This window comes from Calothrix sp. CBUCES-K 9914, from assembly GCF_059640475.1.
The window spans coordinates 1-20,338 of record NZ_JBXXZH010000173.1 but is presented as its reverse complement, the minus strand read 5'-3'; the positions used below and the strand labels follow the sequence as shown (position 1 = coordinate 20,338).

At 34.3% G+C, this 20,338-nt stretch carries 20 protein-coding genes; 5 read left to right on the top strand and 15 right to left on the bottom strand.

Translation table 11 applies throughout. From position 1 onward, the window contains the following. Positions 1-1,335: 1,335 nt before the first annotated feature. The 12 genes from AC2JBO_RS30180 to AC2JBO_RS30125 form a co-directional block, all read right to left on the bottom strand. A complete protein-coding gene (locus AC2JBO_RS30180; protein ID WP_496957325.1) occupies positions 1,336-1,647 on the bottom strand; it encodes a hypothetical protein in 312 nt (103 codons plus the stop codon). 154 nt (positions 1,648-1,801) lie between these two features. After that, complete coding sequence (locus AC2JBO_RS30175) at positions 1,802-3,247, bottom strand: phage terminase large subunit family protein (protein ID WP_496957324.1); 1,446 nt, start codon at positions 3,245-3,247, stop codon at positions 1,802-1,804. After that, the gene (locus tag AC2JBO_RS30170) at positions 3,207-3,749 is read right to left on the bottom strand and encodes a hypothetical protein (protein WP_496957323.1); all 543 of its coding nucleotides are present in this window, start codon (positions 3,747-3,749) and stop codon (positions 3,207-3,209) included. Before AC2JBO_RS30170 ends, AC2JBO_RS30175 begins: the two co-directional genes overlap by 41 nt. Before the next feature lie 39 nt (positions 3,750-3,788). Then, positions 3,789-4,343 (bottom strand): hypothetical protein, encoded by a 555-nt coding sequence (locus tag AC2JBO_RS30165; RefSeq protein ID WP_496957322.1) that lies wholly within the window; start codon positions 4,341-4,343, stop codon positions 3,789-3,791. An 89-nt stretch (positions 4,344-4,432) separates the two neighbouring features. Continuing rightward, a complete protein-coding gene (locus tag AC2JBO_RS30160) occupies positions 4,433-5,428 on the bottom strand; it encodes a protelomerase family protein (protein ID WP_496957321.1) in 996 nt (331 codons plus the stop codon). Positions 5,429-5,622: 194 nt separating this feature from the next. After that, complete coding sequence (locus AC2JBO_RS30155; protein ID WP_496957320.1) at positions 5,623-6,783, bottom strand: ParM/StbA family protein; 1,161 nt, start codon at positions 6,781-6,783, stop codon at positions 5,623-5,625. Positions 6,784-7,155: 372 nt separating this feature from the next. Continuing rightward, positions 7,156-9,441 carry a hypothetical protein gene (locus AC2JBO_RS30150; protein WP_496957319.1) on the bottom strand — a complete coding sequence of 762 codons (2,286 nt, stop codon included), beginning with the start codon at positions 9,439-9,441 and terminating at the stop codon, positions 7,156-7,158. Between the two features lie 59 nt (positions 9,442-9,500). Further along, entirely contained in the window at positions 9,501-10,334 is an 834-nt protein-coding gene (locus AC2JBO_RS30145; protein ID WP_496957318.1) for a hypothetical protein, read from the bottom strand. A gap of 103 nt (positions 10,335-10,437) precedes the next feature. Then, positions 10,438-10,923, bottom strand: a complete 486-nt coding sequence (locus tag AC2JBO_RS30140; RefSeq protein WP_496957317.1) for a hypothetical protein — start codon at positions 10,921-10,923, stop codon at positions 10,438-10,440. Then, the gene (locus AC2JBO_RS30135; protein WP_496957316.1) at positions 10,920-11,075 is read right to left on the bottom strand and encodes a hypothetical protein; all 156 of its coding nucleotides are present in this window, start codon (positions 11,073-11,075) and stop codon (positions 10,920-10,922) included. The genes AC2JBO_RS30140 and AC2JBO_RS30135 overlap by 4 nt, the downstream gene beginning before the upstream one ends. 2 nt (positions 11,076-11,077) lie before the next feature. Further along, on the bottom strand, positions 11,078-11,353 hold the full coding sequence (locus tag AC2JBO_RS30130) for a hypothetical protein (protein ID WP_496957315.1): 276 nt from the start codon (positions 11,351-11,353) through the stop codon (positions 11,078-11,080). A gap of 182 nt (positions 11,354-11,535) precedes the next feature. Further along, positions 11,536-12,294, bottom strand: a complete 759-nt coding sequence (locus AC2JBO_RS30125) for a hypothetical protein (RefSeq protein WP_496957314.1) — start codon at positions 12,292-12,294, stop codon at positions 11,536-11,538. 241 nt (positions 12,295-12,535) lie between these two features. Between AC2JBO_RS30125 and AC2JBO_RS30120 the strand changes: the two genes are divergently transcribed. The 3 genes from AC2JBO_RS30120 (at position 12,536) to AC2JBO_RS30110 (ending at position 13,945) form a co-directional block, all read left to right on the top strand. Further along, the gene (locus tag AC2JBO_RS30120; RefSeq protein ID WP_496957313.1) at positions 12,536-12,763 is read left to right on the top strand and encodes a hypothetical protein; all 228 of its coding nucleotides are present in this window, start codon (positions 12,536-12,538) and stop codon (positions 12,761-12,763) included. A 3-nt stretch (positions 12,764-12,766) separates the two neighbouring features. Then, positions 12,767-13,075: a hypothetical protein gene (locus AC2JBO_RS30115; protein WP_496957312.1), complete on the top strand. Its 309-nt coding sequence runs from the start codon at positions 12,767-12,769 to the stop codon at positions 13,073-13,075. A gap of 144 nt (positions 13,076-13,219) precedes the next feature. Next, positions 13,220-13,945: a hypothetical protein gene (locus AC2JBO_RS30110; protein ID WP_496957311.1), complete on the top strand. Its 726-nt coding sequence runs from the start codon at positions 13,220-13,222 to the stop codon at positions 13,943-13,945. Positions 13,946-14,388: 443 nt separating this feature from the next. On the opposite strand, the gene AC2JBO_RS30105 is transcribed toward AC2JBO_RS30110, so the two are convergent. Beyond that, complete coding sequence (locus AC2JBO_RS30105; protein ID WP_496957310.1) at positions 14,389-14,601, bottom strand: DUF6364 family protein; 213 nt, start codon at positions 14,599-14,601, stop codon at positions 14,389-14,391. Positions 14,602-14,876: 275 nt separating this feature from the next. Here AC2JBO_RS30105 and AC2JBO_RS30100 point away from each other — a divergent pair, with 275 nt between their 5' ends. Together AC2JBO_RS30100 and AC2JBO_RS30095 are read left to right on the top strand one after the other, a co-directional pair. Beyond that, complete coding sequence (locus AC2JBO_RS30100; RefSeq protein WP_496957309.1) at positions 14,877-15,311, top strand: hypothetical protein; 435 nt, start codon at positions 14,877-14,879, stop codon at positions 15,309-15,311. Between the two features lie 47 nt (positions 15,312-15,358). Next, on the top strand, positions 15,359-19,024 hold the full coding sequence (locus tag AC2JBO_RS30095; protein WP_496957308.1) for a hypothetical protein: 3,666 nt from the start codon (positions 15,359-15,361) through the stop codon (positions 19,022-19,024). 10 nt (positions 19,025-19,034) lie between these two features. Here the strand turns inward: AC2JBO_RS30095 and AC2JBO_RS30090 are convergent, their stop codons facing one another. Together AC2JBO_RS30090 and AC2JBO_RS30085 are read right to left on the bottom strand one after the other, a co-directional pair. Then, on the bottom strand, positions 19,035-19,265 hold the full coding sequence (locus tag AC2JBO_RS30090) for a hypothetical protein (protein WP_496957307.1): 231 nt from the start codon (positions 19,263-19,265) through the stop codon (positions 19,035-19,037). A gap of 51 nt (positions 19,266-19,316) precedes the next feature. Continuing rightward, positions 19,317-19,475 (bottom strand): hypothetical protein, encoded by a 159-nt coding sequence (locus tag AC2JBO_RS30085; protein ID WP_496957306.1) that lies wholly within the window; start codon positions 19,473-19,475, stop codon positions 19,317-19,319. Positions 19,476-20,338 lie beyond the last annotated feature (863 nt).

Here is a 20,338-nt window from a genome sequence, read left to right as displayed (position 1 = left end):
GTTAGCCTATTCTTGCAAGAATAGGCTAACAATACCCCTATGTTTGCAATACCCCTATGTTTGCAATACCCCATGTTTGCAATACCCCCATGTTTGCAATACCCCCCATGTTTGCAATACCCCATGTTTGCAATACCCCCATGTTTGCAATACCCCATGTTTGCAATACCCCCATGTTTGCAATACCAGTATGTTTGTAATATCCCTATGTTTGTAATACCCATATGTTTGCAATACCACTATGTTTGTAATACCCCTACAAAACATCACCCATATATTCGCAATACCCTACGTTTGCAACACCCCTGTACCTGCAATACCCCTGTAAAACATTACCCATATGTTCGCAACATCCATGCGTAACATCACCCGTATGTTCGCAACACCCTTATAACGAGTCTTGACGTTGCGTATATTTAACCCCCTAACACCTAACATTACGACAACGTATGGTATGTACACTAACTAAACGACAATTCACAAGCGAATAATTTTGGCGTGTAAAACAGGTGTGGTGTGGTATATAGGTCAAAGTATGGTTTAAGGGTGAAGGGTGGTTTAAGGGTGAAGGGTGGTTGTAGCGCGTTGTAGCGCGTTGTGGTGCGTGTTTTAAACCTTTATAGCATCTTGGTTTTGAGCGTATCGCGTTTTTATCTTTTTCCACGCATACCCCCGCTAATATAGCTAAAAAGCGTCACTTTTTTTTTTGACGCAAAAACAATGTTTTGAATTTTCATGTTGTAGTACGGTCAAACCTTTACTGTGTATATATTCTAGCTGACGCTTAACTTTGTAACACGATTTGTAGTATAAAAAGTTGAAAAAAATTCTTCAATTTTATCCAGTGGTGCGAGTCGTTGGGAGTGGTGCGAGTCGTTGGGAGTGGTGCGATTGGTGCCAGTGGTGGTGCGGGGTGAGAGATTTTCACACCTTGCAAAAACTTTTTTCACACCTCGCAAAAACTTTTCTCTCAGCCCCTATATAGTGGTAAAATGCGCCAATACGGAGAAGCGCGAACATTTGGCAACATGTCTAAACTTCAATAAACGCAGCACTTTCAAACTTTATACGTAGATTTGTGTAACACTAAAATTTTGTAGACGAACTGCCACTTTTTTTAAAAAATATGCGAGTTCGTCTACAAATTATTGAGAAGTACTGTCAACATTATTGAGAATCGGTGAGAATGAACAACCCCCAACATCTTAAGGCAACCATCCAGGCTATCCAGGGGGAAATATGGATAATAAAAAAACCCACCAACTTTAGGGATGGTAGGGATGTTTAGGGATGGTTAGGGACGGCTACGAGATGCGGGAAGGTGTCTTATATTACTTAATATTTTCGATTGAAAGAGTTGATTTTTCTAAAAGTAACTACAGTTCCTACTGCTCTTAATCTACTGTTTACAGTTAGTAAAGTTGGCGATAAAACTTTAATCATCAGTCGTAATCCGTAATCTTCAATTTCTTGTGACACGTCAAAGTTTGACGTGAGTGCTGTAATTCTATCTTGGCTAATCAGGCTATCCCATAAGTCGTTAAGGTTATTCAATTCAACTTCATCTATATCTATTTCTGTACATCTATTATTACAAACTAGTTGTAGAGGTTCGCAACGATTTATATAAATCTTAGATTGAAACAACTTGTTACATTCTTTTAAATAATTTCCTACAACTTCTACAGATTGTTTTATAAAAGTCTTGCTATTTATGATTCTGACTTTTTTATCAACAACTTCTGCAAGAATTACTAAACTCTCTCTATACGTGTAATAACAAACTAAACAATTATCTACTTTATCTAACATCTGATAAACTCCATAATCTTTTTGATTTATTAAATGGTGTAATAGCGAGTGCAAAAGTTGTAGACATTACACAATCATCATGCTTACCTGTACTAGCTTCTAGCTTATTACCTTGCCTTCTAAAACTTAACATTTCATCAACTAAAGGACAGTTAGCAGGATAGTTTAAAACTTCTTTTTCCAGTGCTAACACCATACTAGTTATCATTGCTGGTTTACTATCACCTGTTGTTTTTATAGCTTCAAAATTGATATCACGATGTAATTTAGTAAGTTGTTCTAGGTAAATTTGACCAACACCTCCAGTAGTTTCAATACCTATTTTTTCAGGTTTGTACAGGTTGAGTAGTTCGCTAATTTGGTATATATGATAGTCGCTAGTTTGTTGACGTTTTCGGTATATATTAACTACTGAATATTTACCATTCTTATATTTTAAAACAACTAAAACAGTGTAGTCACTGCCAAATGTTGATGTGTCTAGACCTGCATAATAAGTTGCTTCATTATCTCTAACAGTTTCATAACAACCAATAGCATTTTTACGTATTAATTCAGGGTTGAAAATACTTACAGCACTATCAACAAATCGTAGGTTATACTCACGTTGTACAGTTTCTTCATCAGTACCGTCTTGCTGTAATCTGTATTCTAAATAATTAGGTATCTGACTATAAACTGGATGTGCTAAAAAGTGAATGATTAATTTACAACAACCCACTTTATCAATGAACCAATAAACACCCGGTAATTCTTTATATAATTTTCCTTCACTTACATCAATTGCTAATTGTTCAATATCGTTACTCCCATTATTTTCGTTTAATTTATCCCAGTAAAAACCACTTTTAGCGCTAGGTGTAGATACAATTAATTTACTTAGTTTATTTCCTGATAAAGCACTACTAGGACTACTAGCAGCATAAATTTGCTGTATATTTTCCACAAATGCCGCTTCATCAAATAGCATTCCCGTAGCACTATCAAGACTTCTACTACCTTCAGAACTACTGTTTTTAAAGTACAAATCACCTCCGTTTTTAATCTTTAGATAGCCAACATTATCATTATCAGCTATCGCATATTCCGAGATACTTGATAACATTTGTCGAGCGCGTCTAGATATTGCGCTTGCGTCATCACCATTACGCATAAACAAAATGTTAGAGCTAGCTGCATTTAAGCATGAATCATGTAGATATTTGGAAAGTACAGCTTGAGTAGTACCCATCTGACGCGATTTTAAAACAACAATATTTGGGTGCTTTTGCATCAAGCTTACTAATATTTTTTGATATTCATACGCTTCAAATCGTTTCATTTCACCCCCACTACGAATAGTAGTTAAAGCAATGAAAGTTTCCCATTCTTTAGGAATAGGTTTAAGGTTTTTATTAATTGTTTGCGTGTACTTCTGATATTTGGGATAGAGCATGATTTTCTGTGAGATATCCTTTACTTTCTAAACATTGGAATGCTGCATTAACATCGACTAAATTAGTTATACCCCAAGCTTTACACAAACCTTTTAGCGCTATATCGTAACCGCGCCATAAAACTTCTAAGTCTATAAATTGTCCTTCCGATTGAATTTCTAATGCACGCATTAAACACAATGCTTGACGTATGAAAATATCAGCAGTTATTTTTTGAACTACCGATATCATTTCTACAACGTCTTTGTACTCTGTATTTACTCCTACTTTTTTAGCAAAGTCAAAATAGGTGTTCTGTTCAGTGAATAGCGGGATAATCCCTTTACTCTCTTCGGATTTGTTTTTCTTGTTAAGGCGTTCAATAGTTAATTCTAAATTGACTTCATTTCTTAGAGTTTCTATCTGAGTATCTGTAACTTCATATCCTTGTTTTAAACATCTCGATTTGATTGTCTTCGCAGTGAAATTTTTTCTTAGTAAATCTTTAATAAAATCATTCATAGTTAAAAAAAGGGGGTGAATTACCACCCCTATTGTAAATTATTCAAACACTACGTTGTTGCGTTCACACCAGTTCTCAACAGTTTTACGATTACTACCACTGAGTTGTGTTAATCGATTGATGCTTAATTTTTGACCTGATTGCTTCATAAATTCTAAGGTTTGGGCTAATCTTTCATCAGCTTTACCTTTAACACCTTTATTCATAGCGTATTGAACTTGTCTACCTATTTCATTTTTAGCTACTAATATCCGTCCTTCAAGAGCCAACTCGGAAATAGATTTACCAGAATATTCACTAGCTTTTTCTAACAATTCACACTCAGACATTAATAAAGGGTCGTTGGGTTGCAATCCAAACATTTCTTTTAATACTGGCTCTTTCTCTTGTCTATCTTTACCTTGTAAGTTAGGAAAATAATTTTCTTGTGTGGTAGAACAATTTTTACCATGTAATTGTTCATAAGCATCCAATAATTCCGCTATGAAATCTGAATTGTTTTTATCTCCTTTAAATGTTGTGAATTTATTAATTGTTTCTTGATTGCTTATTCTGAAACTGATAGGTTTTTGACTGTCTTTAGTTGGTGACATTTGAGTTATCCTTGATTTAGATATCTGTTTAACTTAATTAATTCTAACAATACCCATATGTAATGTCAAGGGGGTATTGTTAGTTTTTATTAATCATCCCAACGGGCATCAATAAAAGCTTTGTAGTGTTCGGTAGTCCCTACGCGGTAATATGTTCCCGACTCGGTTTGTACATCATGACCAGCAATTGAACCAATATAGCTATCTATATCAGGTACTCGCTTAGTAAGAATTTTGTAATCATAATATGCAAAAGCCATATACAATGCGCGTAAATCCTTTATGGTTATTGCAAAATCATAAGGCATACAAATTTCATTAAAAACTCTAAGAGCGAGTTCACATTGACTTTTAATTTTTGATTGGAAATTTTGCGCGCTTATATCATCTGTGTACCAATCTTTACTCTTTACAAAATTTTGAACTAGCTCTGTATTTTCTATTAGTAAATCAATATTTTCGGCATAGGTAGGAAGTTCATAGCACTGTTCTGCTTTTTCAAACCCGCCCTTAGCTTGTCCAATAAATCCAAGTGTTCGATTAAAATCTGTTACTTGTTCCAATTCGTAAAAATTAGCGTTTCTACAAACTTCCACATAAAAACGGCGACCAGTTAACAAAGATATGGCAAGTGCTTTTTTAAAAATTGATTGTGCGTTAGTGGCTGGAATTGAGAGTAAATCGTTCGCTAATGTGAGTAAAGCTTCGCGACATTCAACAGGCACACGCTTAGAATCCTTTTTCTTGACACCCGTCGTTACTTTAGTCCGTGAGTCAATCTCATTTTTTGCACCTGGATCGACTTTCCAGAATGCCATAGGGTAAGACGTGTAACTGTACCCACCTTTAAGACTAACGTCTAACATGTTCGCTTCTGTTGCAATTGCTTTGCGATATTTAGGGGTATGTACTTTAATCACGGTTGATTCGGCATACTTGCCCATTAATTCAGACTGTTTCGTGTCGCAAAGTTGTAAACATTCATCCCATAATTTTTTACGGGAATCTTCTGTTGTAGCTTGTGTAGCTAGTTTCCAAGTACCGACTAATTTTTGAGCAAATGCTGTAATATCGTTGGTAGTCATTTCTAAAATCCTTTTGTACTTACAATACCCATTATATTAGCCTATTTGTGTAAGTGTCAAGTCAGTATTGTTAAGTAAAAATTAAGAAGCGACTGAAGTATAAGATTTGCAAATACTCGCAGTCGTTTCGTTTTGGTTGCCAGTGTTTATCTGCTTCAGTGTTCAGTATTGGCTATCAGTATTGAAAAACTTGATTAAATATATTTCATCCCAGTAACGTTAATAATTTGTGGATTGTCTAACACTTCAAAATGACCGCTCTCAATGCCATCTGTGATATAGCCTTTAAGCTTGTTGGCAATGATTTGAGACGCAAAACCCCCACCAGTAGCGAATATTGAACCTCCACTTACTAATATTTGACTAGCCTTAGTGAGAATATCTGAAATACTAGGATTATCAGCAATCCAGTTACTAATACCATCAATTACACTATCAGCGATATTTTCTGTTTTGTTGCCAACTCGATAAGGCACTAAATAACTTTCATCCAGGGTTTTACAAGCTTTCAACGCTTCAAAGATACTGTTTAGACTCTTACTTTCACCCCCTATATCAGTCTTATTCAGGCTGATAAAAATTTGACTTGCTAGATTTTGCATACCTCCACCACTGGCTACCGAACGGTTTAAAACTTTTGGTAACTTCCTTCCAGCTTTGTAAGTAGTTAGGGTGAGTGTTCCACCACCTAAATCTAGAATTGCAAAATTATCTGTTCCATCGTTTAACAAGTTTCTAGCGCTTAATGCCGCTCCGTACCCTTCAGAGAAAATAAACTCTGACTTCAAATTTTTAAACTCGATAGTAAATTCTCTACCACGGTATAGAAAACTGTCTATACTCTGAAGTACTTTGCTGATATCTCCTAAACGATTGCTGGATAAGGATAATAGTTTAATATCCACATTTAAGCGAATAGCTTTACCCTTATAACGATTCCGCTTATCTTCTATTAAATCGTCTAGAAAATCTGAATCACTGGTAATAGCTCCGAGTAACCATATGTCAAGCTTTTTAATTTTGTTATCCTTTTGAGCTTCTACTAGTTCACCAAGTACCGAATCACTACCACGACCTACAACATAGTTTTTATTCTTATACCTGAAACATCCTGCCATTCCACTTGGTAAATCCCCTTTGACTTCCTTGTAAACGCTTTCAATCGTTGATTCGTAGCCATTAAGCATAAACTTAATGCGCTTACTTCCAGCGTCTAGGACTAATGAACAGTCAATAAGCGGGTTCTTGTATTCCTTCTGCTTACGTTCTTTAACAGTTGCTAGTTTTTCAGTAGCAATCATCTCTAATTCTTGTAAGTCTTGTGTAGCCTTGTTTCCATTGGTTGAAGTAATCATTTTTGAACTATCCTATGTACTAAAAATTGTTGACGGTTTGTTATCCAACTGCGGAGAGAAAAATACTATTGAGAATCTCAATCTTCTATTGAGAAATAACTATTAGTTGAAAAACTTTTAGTTATTGTTAGTAAATAGCCGTTTATTATTTAACTAGTGTCGAACACTTGATTTATTTCCTAACATTAATTGGTAAACTGCCAACAAAACCAACAGACCCCCCATAGGTAAAAACCAATTGGTAGCCAACCAAAAACCAACAACGTAAAATCAATACTTTCAGCCGATATTTTGGCAATGGTTGGCGGGGGAGTTGGCGACAGTTGGCGGATATTTGGCAGAGTCAAACGTCATACCAACTGCTATAAGTCGTTAATTACTGTTAGTTAACTTGCTTGCAACGAATGTTTTTTTACAAGAAACATTAGAACAAGTATATCTGTACTGTGTAGCATCACTAACGCGAGAATGCTTTCTGAATTTTTCACTACCGCAGTATGGGCACTTGATTTGTACTGTTGATGCATCGATGGAGGTTTTTACGGTCGAGCTATCATCTTTGATATCAAACTTTTGCACGTCCATTACATCGTTGTAGTCATAGCTATCGAAGTCTGGTAATTGTATGAATTTTGGTAGTCCGGTCAATGGCACAACTAACGCGAACCTGTAAGCGGTTGCATCAGTGAAGATATCAAGCCCCAACTCCTCATTTTTTCTATCGCAGTAGTCCTGTATCTTGCAGTACTGTTCAAGCAATCGTGTTTTATCTTCAGTGGTAATAGTGGTCAACTTGTCGATAGCGATACCCGCGTTACTTCCGATGTGGATAGCTACACAGTTATTCCAATTGCTATGAGTCATACCGGGTATCTCGTTTGCATCTGCTGACTGTCCGATAAAAATTGCACCAACATTACAGTGAGAACCTTCTTTAATAGCTATTTTGAGTAAGTTTCTAAACTCGTTAGCTTTTTTATTTAAATTGGCAATAGTGTTATCAACTTCATCAAATAGGTAAAGTACAAAGCTATGGTTTGAACCATTACGACGAACGTCTATTAATTCGCATAGTTCCTTCATACCGCTAAAGTTGTCATCATGGCTTATACCTTTTTTTGGCATATTCCAGAAGTCTTTTTTACTTCCATGTTGGGGGTCATATAGTCTCAACTCACCTTTACCGTTACGAGTTTTCATGATTGCCAGTGCTAAATTTTTCGCTGTTGGTGATTTACCTCCTGTACTACCAGCAGTAATCCTTACACGCTCAAAATTTTTAACAAATGACTCAAACTTATCAGCACTCACCCAAATTTTAGAGACATCAGTTTCTAATTTTTCAATTGGTTTAATTTTGTTTGGCTTGCGTGTAACGACTTCCAATACCATCAAACCATTTTGATAATTAGGTGTAAAAGTTGGTAACTGTAAAGCGTTAGTCAGTCCTGCCAACTGTTCTTTATTGTCTTTATCGTGCAACATGTCGGCTGTAAGGTAAACTTTGTTTCTACCAGTAGCAAACGTTAGGGTATAACCTGTTTCAGTTTCTTGCCAGTTCATAGCATCCAGCACATACCCGTAAGCATGATAATAGAAGTTGATAATCGAGTTACCAGCTACCGCATAATCAATCGAACCTGTAAATGTCCAAGGTTTGCGTAATTGTTCTAACTCAGTTTGTAAATGTTCTATTAGCGCGTCACGTTCTCTTAATAGGGTGATGGCAAGTTTACCTTGTTCGATTAGTTCGGTGTAATTTGTTTCATAGCGTTCTATATATTGATTACTCAACCCTACAAAATCCGTTGCAATAGCTCTAATTTGTTGCTCTAATTCATCTCGCTGTTCTTTAATCTTATTACCAGCATGTAACTGTAAATTAGTAATATCAGTTTCATACATCGAATAACTAACCGAGTCTTCTAACAGTTCATTAAGATAACGAGTAACAATTACTTGCCCTTTAACTCTTAACTCAATACAACCTTCAATAATTTTTTGTTGAAAGTCTAAACCAGTATCAAGTAATTCATTGAAGTTAGTAATAGTTTCATATTCCTCTAACTTAGTCATCCAACGGTTACGAAACTTATCAACTTCAATTAACACATTGTTTAAATCATCTGCGACTGGTGAATAATTACGCATTAAAGCGTCAATGTGACATTCTAATTTATGAACACTTCTTTTATAAGTGTCACGTACCATCTTATAAGCTTCTGTAGTTGAGAATCTACCAACTGCTGTTAATTTGCTTTGCAAGTCAAAAATAGTATTAGAAGCGTTAGTTATTTCATTATTTCTAGATTGAATAATCTCTAAAGCTTGCTGTACTTCTGTTTCAAGCTTTAATGATTGAGTCTTGATGTTAGCTAGTTCATCAATTGTTTTATCCAGGTTGCGAGTAATAGCAATATTTTCTTTTTCCTTTGCTCTTAACTCTTCATCAAGTTTTGAGGTATCTTGATTGCTTGTAGTAATAGCTTTACCAGTTGCTAACTCCCCTACCACAACACCAGCAATTGAAAAGCCTAACGCTACTTTACCAACATCTTTAAATGTTGAGTTAGGTTGAAATATTGCTACTGTTGATGCCAATCCTAAACCGAATGAGAAAATAAATAAATTATTTTTGAATTGATTTAATGCTTGCATGATAGTTACCTAAATGTGTAGTTAAGTAGGGAATATATTTCAATTCCCTAGTGTGTTAGTTACTGTCCGTTGTTAATTGAATCTTTGAGATATTTCTGAATTACGTCTTGTGTTTGGGCACGTATACTATTAATCTCAGCTTCTCTCTTACCCTCTTGCGCTTCAAACTTCAGAGCTAGTTGTGCAGTTTCATTACGCATTGCAGTAGTCGTAATTTGAGATTGTTTCAAGCGTTCATTAGACTGTTCTAATTTTTCTCTATCAGTAGCTAGCTCGACATTTTGACGGTCAAAGCGAACAATCTCCTGTTGAGTTTTGACACTTTCAGTAGAAGCTTTGATAAGTGATTGCTCTGCTTTGTGGAATTGTTGTTTAGTCTTACCAACTTCCTCAATATATTTAAATCCAGCTTGGTACAACTTTTGCGCTCGTGTTGCGCCTGCGTACTCAGCAAGTCCGGTAGTAAGTTGTTCTTCAGAAATTTTCGGTAATCCAGAAGGATTTAACAAATCATTTGGCATCAAACCATCGAAGCTTACGGTAGGCATCGACAACCCACCATATATATCGGTGTTAGTTGTAAGTTGGCTCGATTGGTACTGCCCTTGATACCCGGTTCCCGTTGGTGATAGTGCTTGAGTAATGTTGTTCGCTGTATTAGCAGCAGTAGCAGCAGTGGCAGTTACAGCGTTAGCAACGTTTGAGATTGTGTTTGTCACGGGTTGTAAGGTAGTACCTATGTTTTGAGCAATTTCCGCAGCTTTTGCGCCAGCACTTCTCACCCCTTCTAATTTTGCTTTTACTCGCGCTTGAACTCGTTCGTCTTGCTCTGCTCTGGCTTTTGCAGATTTTTCACCAGTGGGGTCAGTGATTGGATTCTTTTTAGTTGCCATGAGATAATACCTTTATCCTTATGTTTTAGTGGTGATTAACTAGACTTGAGGTAAGTACTGGCACAGGTAGCAAAACTATTGCCAGTACTTTTAAACCAAGTTTTTATTTTGATTGGTCGATGTTGACGTTAAACTTTTCAGGATTTACCAACGATGGTTCGTCATAGAAATAGCGCTCTACGGTATTGGGAATCATTCGAGCGTTACGACAGAAAGCAGAGTTTACATGATTACATACACCCGACCATTGCACACTATAACTAGCCGCTACGATAAGCGCTGTTAGTGTTAAAAACGTTTTAGCTCCTTCATGTAAGTAAGTTTTTAAACAGTTGTCACGTGCGTGTTTTTGCTCAATCTCATCAGATAAAAGTGAAATTGTCTTACGTAATTCTTGTGATTTTTCAGGGTTAACGTTAGCACTAGTCGAGCTATACAGTTCGTACTTGAGTAAGCGTATTTTCTCTTCATCAGTGAGCAAACCTTTAAGGCGGTCATATTCCTGATTTTCTCTGATGTTTCTAATCTCTTCAGCAATAAGATGTAAATTTTTATCGAGTATTACCAGCAAGTTGTTAAAGAATGTCATGTGTTTGTCTCCTGATTGAGTAATCGTTGGTTGAGTGTTTCTAAAATTTGATAACTGGCGCGTAACTCTGGTGTATCGGTGTTCGATTGCTGCAATAGCCACAGGTGTCTAAGAATCGAGTTGATGTGTATTGCTAAATCCAGGTTGTTCATAGTTAAAACGTGTCTACAAGCTCTGCTAATCGGCTGATAATGGGGTCTAACTGTTCGCTAGGAGTGAGCAAACTATCTGTAGGAGGTGTATATTCGAGTTCAGGTTGATGAGATTGTGGAAGTGGTTGATATACGGGCATTTGAGCATTGAAAGAATATCCTAAACGTTTCAACTCTAGGATTAAATAATTGATTACTTCAGAGTAATCTTTTATTTCTGCCTGTACGGAAATCTTCTCTATAAATGAGCGGTTGTGAGGTTTGATAGTTACTCTCATAATTTTTCAGATTTTTTGACTAGTACTGCCACTTTAGGCAGTAGATAGCCGCAAAGTTGAAAAATATTTAATTTGAATGCACACCTTATGTTTATCTCTGGTATCCAGTCGTAGGTGGATAAATCCTTTAAATTAAGTAGGTTGAGTTGATTAGTGGTTTGTGTAGCGTGTCTTAAGTTTAATTAAACATACTCGACTAAAAAATCAAGTGCATTATCACCACCACTTTCGGAAACAACCATAAATAATTCTTCAGCTTCAAATCCATACACACGTCCGAGTTCGGTTCCTTTTGTGTCACCAATAACAGCAAAACATTCACGGTTTTTGGGGTAGTAAAGCGTTATTTCAACGTCATTATTTACCTGACAAGTGCTAGCAATTGTATCAAGGTAATCTCTCATTTCTTGCAACAGTGCCGACACACATCTAATTTGAAAAGCTTCAGGCACACCACATTCACGCAAAGCAACGATTTTTCGAGTAAGCGCGATACGTTCGGTTGATTCGGATAAAAATTCATCCATTTTAGCGATTCGTTCTAGTCGTGCTATGTATTCGGCTTGGTGTTGAGGTGGCACGTCAGGAATCATACAAGCGCGTCCGTCCCATAAAGGATTGTCATCAATGGCAGAAGTTAAGCTGCAAGTTAGATTAGTGAGATTGTCGCAATTTTCTAAATCTTGCTCTGAAACATCTTTAAAACTCATTCCTGTAATGGGGTCTACGTTTGCGGGAAGTTTGGCAGGTGTCATATCGTAATAAGGCGATTTTGTGGGGTCTATCGGCTTAATTGATTCAAGCCATTGCTCGGCTTTTGCTTTATTCTCAGGTTTACGTAAATCACCAAAATCTTGCTTGACATATTTTTTCCAGAGTGTAACACCGTCGTTAGGGTACATTGATTTGTATTCTGCGATTAAGTTTTGTGAGAGTGTCATTATTTTGTGTCCTTATAGTGTGATGTTTTTGTGTGATGCGGCTCGATTGCTTTGTTCATCCGGGTTGCGTCCGGTGTTCGTTCCTTTCACTCTTTCAATATAGCATCTGTAAGCGAATATGTAAGCGCATACGCATACAAATTTCTTATGATAATTTGACTTACCATAGAAAAACAACGCATACGATTGTAAGCGCTTTGTGTTACAGTAGGAATTGTCCTATACAAACAACTTATGAGTTATGGCACTACAACCGAAAACTTTTAGAGCGTCTGAAGATATGGTCAAAGCTTTGAAACAAAAAGCGGAAGAATTAAAAATGTCTGAGTCTGATGTGATAAATAAAGCTCTTAAATGTTATTTAGGTATTTACATAGATGAAAATTGTAATACCTATATGCATGAATTAAAAACACTTGAAAACAGATTTGAACAATTAATCAGAGTTAATAATTTAAAACAGGTATAACCAATGACTAACGTAAATAATAACGGTAATAACAATCAAGAAATTTACGCGATATTAGCCGAACTTGCACGTAAGCAATTAGAAACACAAGTACAAATAGCTGAAACTAATCTATCAGTACAATCATTGGCAAACGATATTAATCGTGTATTGAATCGTAGTGCTATATACGACGATATACTTCTTGAATTACGCGATAGCCACGAAACACATTTGGCAAATTTTACAGAACATCAGCGAACTACTAATGCAGCATTAAACAGCCTTGAAGCAATTAATCTGAGGTTGATACAGATTATTACTGGCGAGTAATGTTGTAAACTTTAAATCAAGCACTCTATTGGAAATCATACGGAGTGCTTTAAATTAAATTTAGATTTTTAAAAATGTTGACGATTGATAAGATAAACTTATTGAATTTCAATAATATTGTTTTAATGTATACAAAAATTAAAAATGGACGATATTTTATTTAAAGACCTGATTACTGACAATCTAACAAAAATCAATATTGATAATTTAGTAGATAATTATAATGATTATTCAGATTTGACTAATAACTTCCAGTCGAAAATTTGTTATTTAAATAAAATGAACAAACTTAAGGCTATATCAATATTTTCCAAATTTCCGTTGATATTTGAAGAATTTGAAAACTCCTGTTTAGTTCATTTGTTCTCATTAGTGGGTAGTAGGATGTTATCCTGGGAATTAAATTTTCCTTACAATATGCGTGATACAGGTTTGTACTATGAAGAATATGCAAATTTATCAGCACTTAGATACAAAATAATTTTTAGAATGTTTGAATTAAATGAATTACCTCTCAACCCAAATTTAATTTGGCTTTTATCAGAATATTCAATATTTTTAGAAATGATATCCAATACTCAAAGTGCTGATGAAAAAAACCGTCGCAATAGTAAATTTATAAAAAATAATTATTCTCCGCTTGATATATCGATTAATAGTAGTTCACCAACGACTATTAAAGAATTAATTGAAAACATGTATTTTTCAGTAGATATGCAAGCGAGAGAATTAGCGATTAAATACCCTGAATTCGACCGGAATTATTACGCACCATACATTAAAGCGCTGAAAACATGGAACAAATTATTCAAGAAACCAGGTAATCAGATTCTGAGAATTACACCAAAAAAGAAAAAGTCAAAGGGTTGAGTTGAATTGTAACGAAATGTAAAGTTACGCGCACTTTAGGTTGAGACTAGAAAAACCGGATAGATTGAAAAAGTACAACCTAATCAAAAACCCTTGCTTAATACGTTCGGCAAGGGTTGTTGTAAGGTTAGTATAAAAGTTCAAATATTGCGGTCAGTTACTCTTAATTATTTTAACATGAAACATTTTTGTAGATACGCTTCAGAAAAAGAATCAATTAGATTGATTAGTGAAGGTGTGAGAGAAAACATTATTTTCATCACCTACAAAACAAATAATCGATGGCAAATAAATTTAAATGGTATTTTGTATAATCCAGAGTCATTTGAAAAAATTCACGGATTTTTACCAGATTGCCCACCTAGTGCAAACAGATTTACACGCAAGCTTTACTACAGGCATAGAAAAAATAACCCTTTAACAATGTAAAGGGTTGAGTAATGTTATGCAGCTTGTGAATGTTGATGTTGAAATACAGCGCGCTCTAACGCTTCTAACCTAGATTCAAGTTTTGAATTTTTATCACGCTCTTGAAACATCTTTGTAATGAAGTCTGATAAGGATATGTTTTCAGCACTAGCCGCATTTTTCATAGCTTCTAGTACATCGCTATTGAATCTAATAGATATTTGAGAGTCTTTAAGTGTAGTTTTCATAAGTTTTTATCCAAATGCATCACATATGTATACTCTATCTATTATACTTTAGCATGTCAATTGTGATTCATTTGTGACACTTAATAAATTGGCACACAAGTAACACATTTGTGATTCATCTGGGTTACATTATTAATAACAGCGCAAGGGTAAAGCGCTTGAACAAACTACCTAAAAAACAAATTGATGACTGTCGTGATGACAAGCCATCAAAAAGCGAAAAAAGCTGATACCTGTATTAAACCTTAAAAATTGTAAAAGTTGAGTAAAAAATCATGGCTCTTAAAGCAAAAATTGCTAACAAAGTTCAAACCAATGATAAAGGGTTGGTTGAAGGTTATATCGTTCGTGTACTTGAAATTGACGAACGTACTGAAATAGAAAAAGGTAAAGAAGTTACCTATGCTGCACAGTTTGAATTTCAAATTGAATCTGAAGGTAGTCAAAAACCTGTTACTTATCGTATCTGGACACGTCAAACACTTAACAATGAAAAATATGATAAAGCTGATGGAACTAAAGATTACAACGATTTAACTCGCTTGATGATTCAACTTAAATTAATTGAAGAATCTGAACTTAAAAATCTTGATAATATCAACCTAGATGTTGAAAGTGCTGAAGGTTTAAAAGTTCAATTCGAGTTAGAGCCATCTAAAAAAGTTAAAGGTTTGAAAGTACCTAAGTTAACCAGCATTAAACCACTCTAGTAAAATACGCGGTGAGAGTCTAAGAAACTTTCACCGCAGTTTTAAAAATGCCTTATTTTGTCGATAGAAACTTAAATATCTATAAAGATAACCCTATTATATCTCTGCCAGAGCTATGTAATACAAGTATTGTAGCTGATACAGAATTTACTAAAAAAGCTGTTAATAGTATTGAAAAATTTTTGAAAGTTGATTGTATAGGTATCTACTTTCCAGAATTATTTTATGATTATTTAGTAATTTTTACTTATGAGGAATTAACAGAAGATTTTCATCCTGTATTATCAACATTGCAAGCTTTTAACTATGATATTAAACCAGCTAATCAAGATTATTTAATTGAAGTTATTGATAAAATACAAACCGTTGTAAATGAAGTAATAGATTTTAATACTAACTCAAGACAAATAGGTAAAGCGTTTAAAAAATTGAAAGATGAAGGATACTTTGACCATTATTTAGCTGACATTAATGTTGATTTTGATTGTTTAAAACTTACTAAAGATGTCTCAGGTGATTACTTAGTAACAATTCAACCTTCAAAAGTTGTAATACCGTTTGTATTCTTTTACGGATTTGCTGATTTTTTCAAAATTTGGGGGAAGAATCACCAGCAAACTATACTAGATGCTAGCTTAGTACAACAACGTTGCTTAAAATTCCGTAGTTCCTACGGTAGAGAACTTCCCCTGACTGAATACAATACGGTTAATGGCGTATTGTATGAGTTTCAATATCCCCTGAGAGAAGTTATGTATAGATTTCCACCGCAAAACAAATCATTAGATGCTCAAACTACAATTTTTGAAGTTTCTACCAAAAAACTAAATGTAAACACCTGGATAATTGCAAACGCATTAGGCTTTAATTCTTTAGATGAAATTAAAGAAAATTTCTCAACTTTCTTAGAAAAATTACCAGATGAAGCATTACAATACAACGCTGTTGATATTTTCGCTACATGGGATTTAAACCTGAAACAGCAAGAATTTTATAATATTATTCTCGCTACATTTGGCATCGAACCAATAGATATAAGTGACACTACAGGAAGTAATGTTAGTAAATTCTTAGTGCAATGCGTACTAAAAGAATTTTGTGATAATTCAAAAAATGCTATACAACTTGAAAAAGATTGTAACAACTTGTCAGAATCAATTGATAACGAGTTTAATGATGAATATAAAAATCTAGTTGATACGCATAACCAATTACAATTTGAAAAAACAACTTTACAACTAGAAAAAAGTGCTATTGGAAGTAAAAAAGATTTAAACGAAAAAATAAAATTATTAAAAAAATCTGAAAATAATAAACAATTAGACATATTAAACACGCAATTTGCAACATTAGATAATATAAATGCTGAAATTAAAAGGTTAAATAGTGAAATAGAAATATCTAAAAAACAAATAACAGATATTGAAAATACTGTTGAAAATAAACGTACTGAATCTGGATTATATAGTTTATTAGATGAACTAAAAGGAATAAAAAATAATGAAAAGTTAATTAAAAAAATAATTCAATTAGGTAATCTTGAGAATTTAGAAAATACCCCACTTAATGATTTTGGTTGTCAACCATTCCTCACAGTTGGGGGGCTTCTATACACTCGTATGGCTCGTAAAAAATATCTAGAAGGATATTTATCAGATTGTGATTTAAAAAGTTGTTACGCTTCATTCATGAGTCAAATGAATGTGTATTTAGGTGAACCAATTACCCTAACTTGTAAATATGATAAATATAAAATCACATTGAGAGAAGCTTTAGAACTTATTGAAAATCAAAAGGCACCACATGACGGATGGTTTATTCGTGTATCTGGCAATCTAGATAAAGCTATTAACACATTGGTGCTATCAGATTTGAGATTCAAGCCAAAATCAGTTAAGCAACAACAATTGTATGAAGTTAACGAAAGTCGTAAAAGTGTAGAGAAGTTTAACGCTTTTAAAACTTCAAAACGTAGTGCTGAAAGTACATTGCTAACAAAACAAATTAAATTTGGTTTAATCACAAAATCGACTATTGAAACATTAAAGAAATTGCCATCTGATTGGTATAAAGAATATCTTGATTTAAAATGTGATGTTGTTTGTTACTTTCCAGGTGATTTAATAGCTTACGATTTACCAGAGTATTTAAAGCTAAGAGCATCGTTGCCTGAAGAATCTTGTATTGAAAAGTTCGATATTAAGAACGGATTTAAAGAAGTTCAAAATCATCATTATCAAAATAATGCTGTATTAGCATTTCCTATTAATAAATATTGGTTAGAATTAAAAACCAATAGAAATAAATTCAAAAAAGCAAAAAATCCTATTCAGGAAGTTTTTAAATTATTCCAAAATAGCGGTTATGGTGTATTAGCTTGTTTATATCTAGCCATGAATAATCTTATGGCATCAAACCAAATTACAGCAGGTGCGAGAAGTGGAGCTTGGTTAATGACCAATGCTATTAACGGTATGGGAAGTATAACAGATGGTACAGCTTACAGTTGGCAACACATACCTATTGGTAAAACTTTTCACGAGATACTAACAAATAATCCTAAATACTTAGAACACTTTGACGAATCGATACAATCTAATATTGAAATTACAAAAGATTTTAATTATCAGAAATGGATTGATGATAATTTAAAAACTCATATGGCAAAGTTTTATCAAGTAGATGCCAATACTGATTACAATTTAAATCAATTCGATTATGAATTAAAAACTGAAAACTTTGTAACTGAGTTGGGTAAAAAGTGGTTAAGTGAAAATCAAAATAAAGTATCAGAACTAAAATATGAACTAGGTATGAGTTGGAATAAATATCTAGTTAAAAATGGTTATATGATAGAGACAGCATTATTCACAAAATTCTATAACAATAATGCTGGTAACTATGCTAAAGGTATTACTCAAGGTGATTATTTAGTAGAAGGTACTGAATACGATATAGCTGAAAGTGAACCATTCGTAAAAGCTAGAAGTTTTCAAGGTAAGGATAATACACTTATCGATTGGTATTGTACCGCTATAAAAGAAAAGTATACAGAACCATTTATTTACAGCGAAACTAAACTTATTAAATTTGGGGATGGTAATAAAATTGCTATCAGTTTGTTAGAATCTGGTAGTGAAAAAATAGCTCACCCTATGGGATTTGATACAATCGCATATAAAATAATGAAGCTTGTTACCCGTTCACAATTTTTGTTTCAAACTGAAATACAATTAAGAAATTTTGAAACAAATGAAGAAACACTTGCAAACTTATCTAAAGAGTTAGGATTAAATCAAAAATCATTCTGGGAACAATTAAGCTATGGTGATATTAAAGAATATAGTGTTGAGTTACGTGATAATGTAGATTATTTCAATTATGCAAAAACTCATCCTATCGGTATTGGATTTGAGTTATTAACATTAAGCCCTAGTGTAAAAGGTGATATAGAAGTAATCAGAAATAAAATTGTAGACTTAATTGATAATACTTGTACAAATTTTGGAAAATATTTAAATTTACAACGTAACTTTAAATATGGTGAACCGTTAAAAAACTTATTTGCGGCTATCATTATTGCAAAGAAAAATGCTGAAGATGATTTAAGAACGTTGTTAGAAAATTCTGCCAACGAACCAACTATCTTAAACGTTACTCAGGAAAATATCAAACGATTACACGAGTTAAAAAACGAATGTAGTGATGAGTAAAATACATATTTTAATCATCTGAACTAATTTGTAATACTTCTATAAGAAACTTTTTCAAATCCTCATCAGTCACTTTTTCTGATAATTCTAAAATATCTTTATTAAACTTTTGATTGTCAAAATTTGGTTGCGCTCTTAAACCTTTTAACATTATAGTAATAACGTTTAAAGCTATACCTACATTTTTTGCAATAGCATTTGACAATGGGTTGATATCATCAACATTACTTTGTTCAGACATATTGTGATAATAAATACGACAAAAAACAATATATACCATTTAACAAATATTTCAAACCCTACCGTACTTGAAAGTTGGTAGGTTTTTTTTTATTTGTACTTCCCCAACCCCTGTAAACGCTTCCCCAACCCCTGTAAACTCTCCTAACGACTCCCAACGACTCGCACCACCACTGGCACCAATCGCACCACTCCCAACGACTCGCACCACTCCCAACGACTCGCACCACTGGATAAAATTGAAGAATTTTTTTCAACTTTTTATACTACAAATCGTGTTACAAAGTTAAGCGTCAGCTAGAATATATACACAGTAAAGGTTTGACCGTACTACAACATGAAAATTCAAAACATTGTTTTTGCGTCAAAAAAAAAAGTGACGCTTTTTAGCTATATTAGCGGGGGTATGCGTGGAAAAAGATAAAAACGCGATACGCTCAAAACCAAGATGCTATAAAGGTTTAAAACACGCACCACAACGCGCTACAACGCGCTACAACCACCCTTCACCCTTAAACCACCCTTCACCCTTAAACCATACTTTGACCTATATACCACACCACACCTGTTTTACACGCCAAAATTATTCGCTTGTGAATTGTCGTTTAGTTAGTGTACATACCATACGTTGTCGTAATGTTAGGTGTTAGGGGGTTAAATATACGCAACGTCAAGACTCGTTATAAGGGTGTTGCGAACATACGGGTGATGTTACGCATGGATGTTGCGAACATATGGGTAATGTTTTACAGGGGTATTGCAGGTACAGGGGTGTTGCAAACGTAGGGTATTGCGAATATATGGGTGATGTTTTGTAGGGGTATTACAAACATAGTGGTATTGCAAACATATGGGTATTACAAACATAGGGATATTACAAACATACTGGTATTGCAAACATGGGGGTATTGCAAACATGGGGTATTGCAAACATGGGGGTATTGCAAACATGGGGTATTGCAAACATGGGGGGTATTGCAAACATGGGGGTATTGCAAACATGGGGTATTGCAAACATAGGGGTATTGCAAACATAGGGGTATTGTTAGCCTATTCTTGCAAGAATAGGCTAAC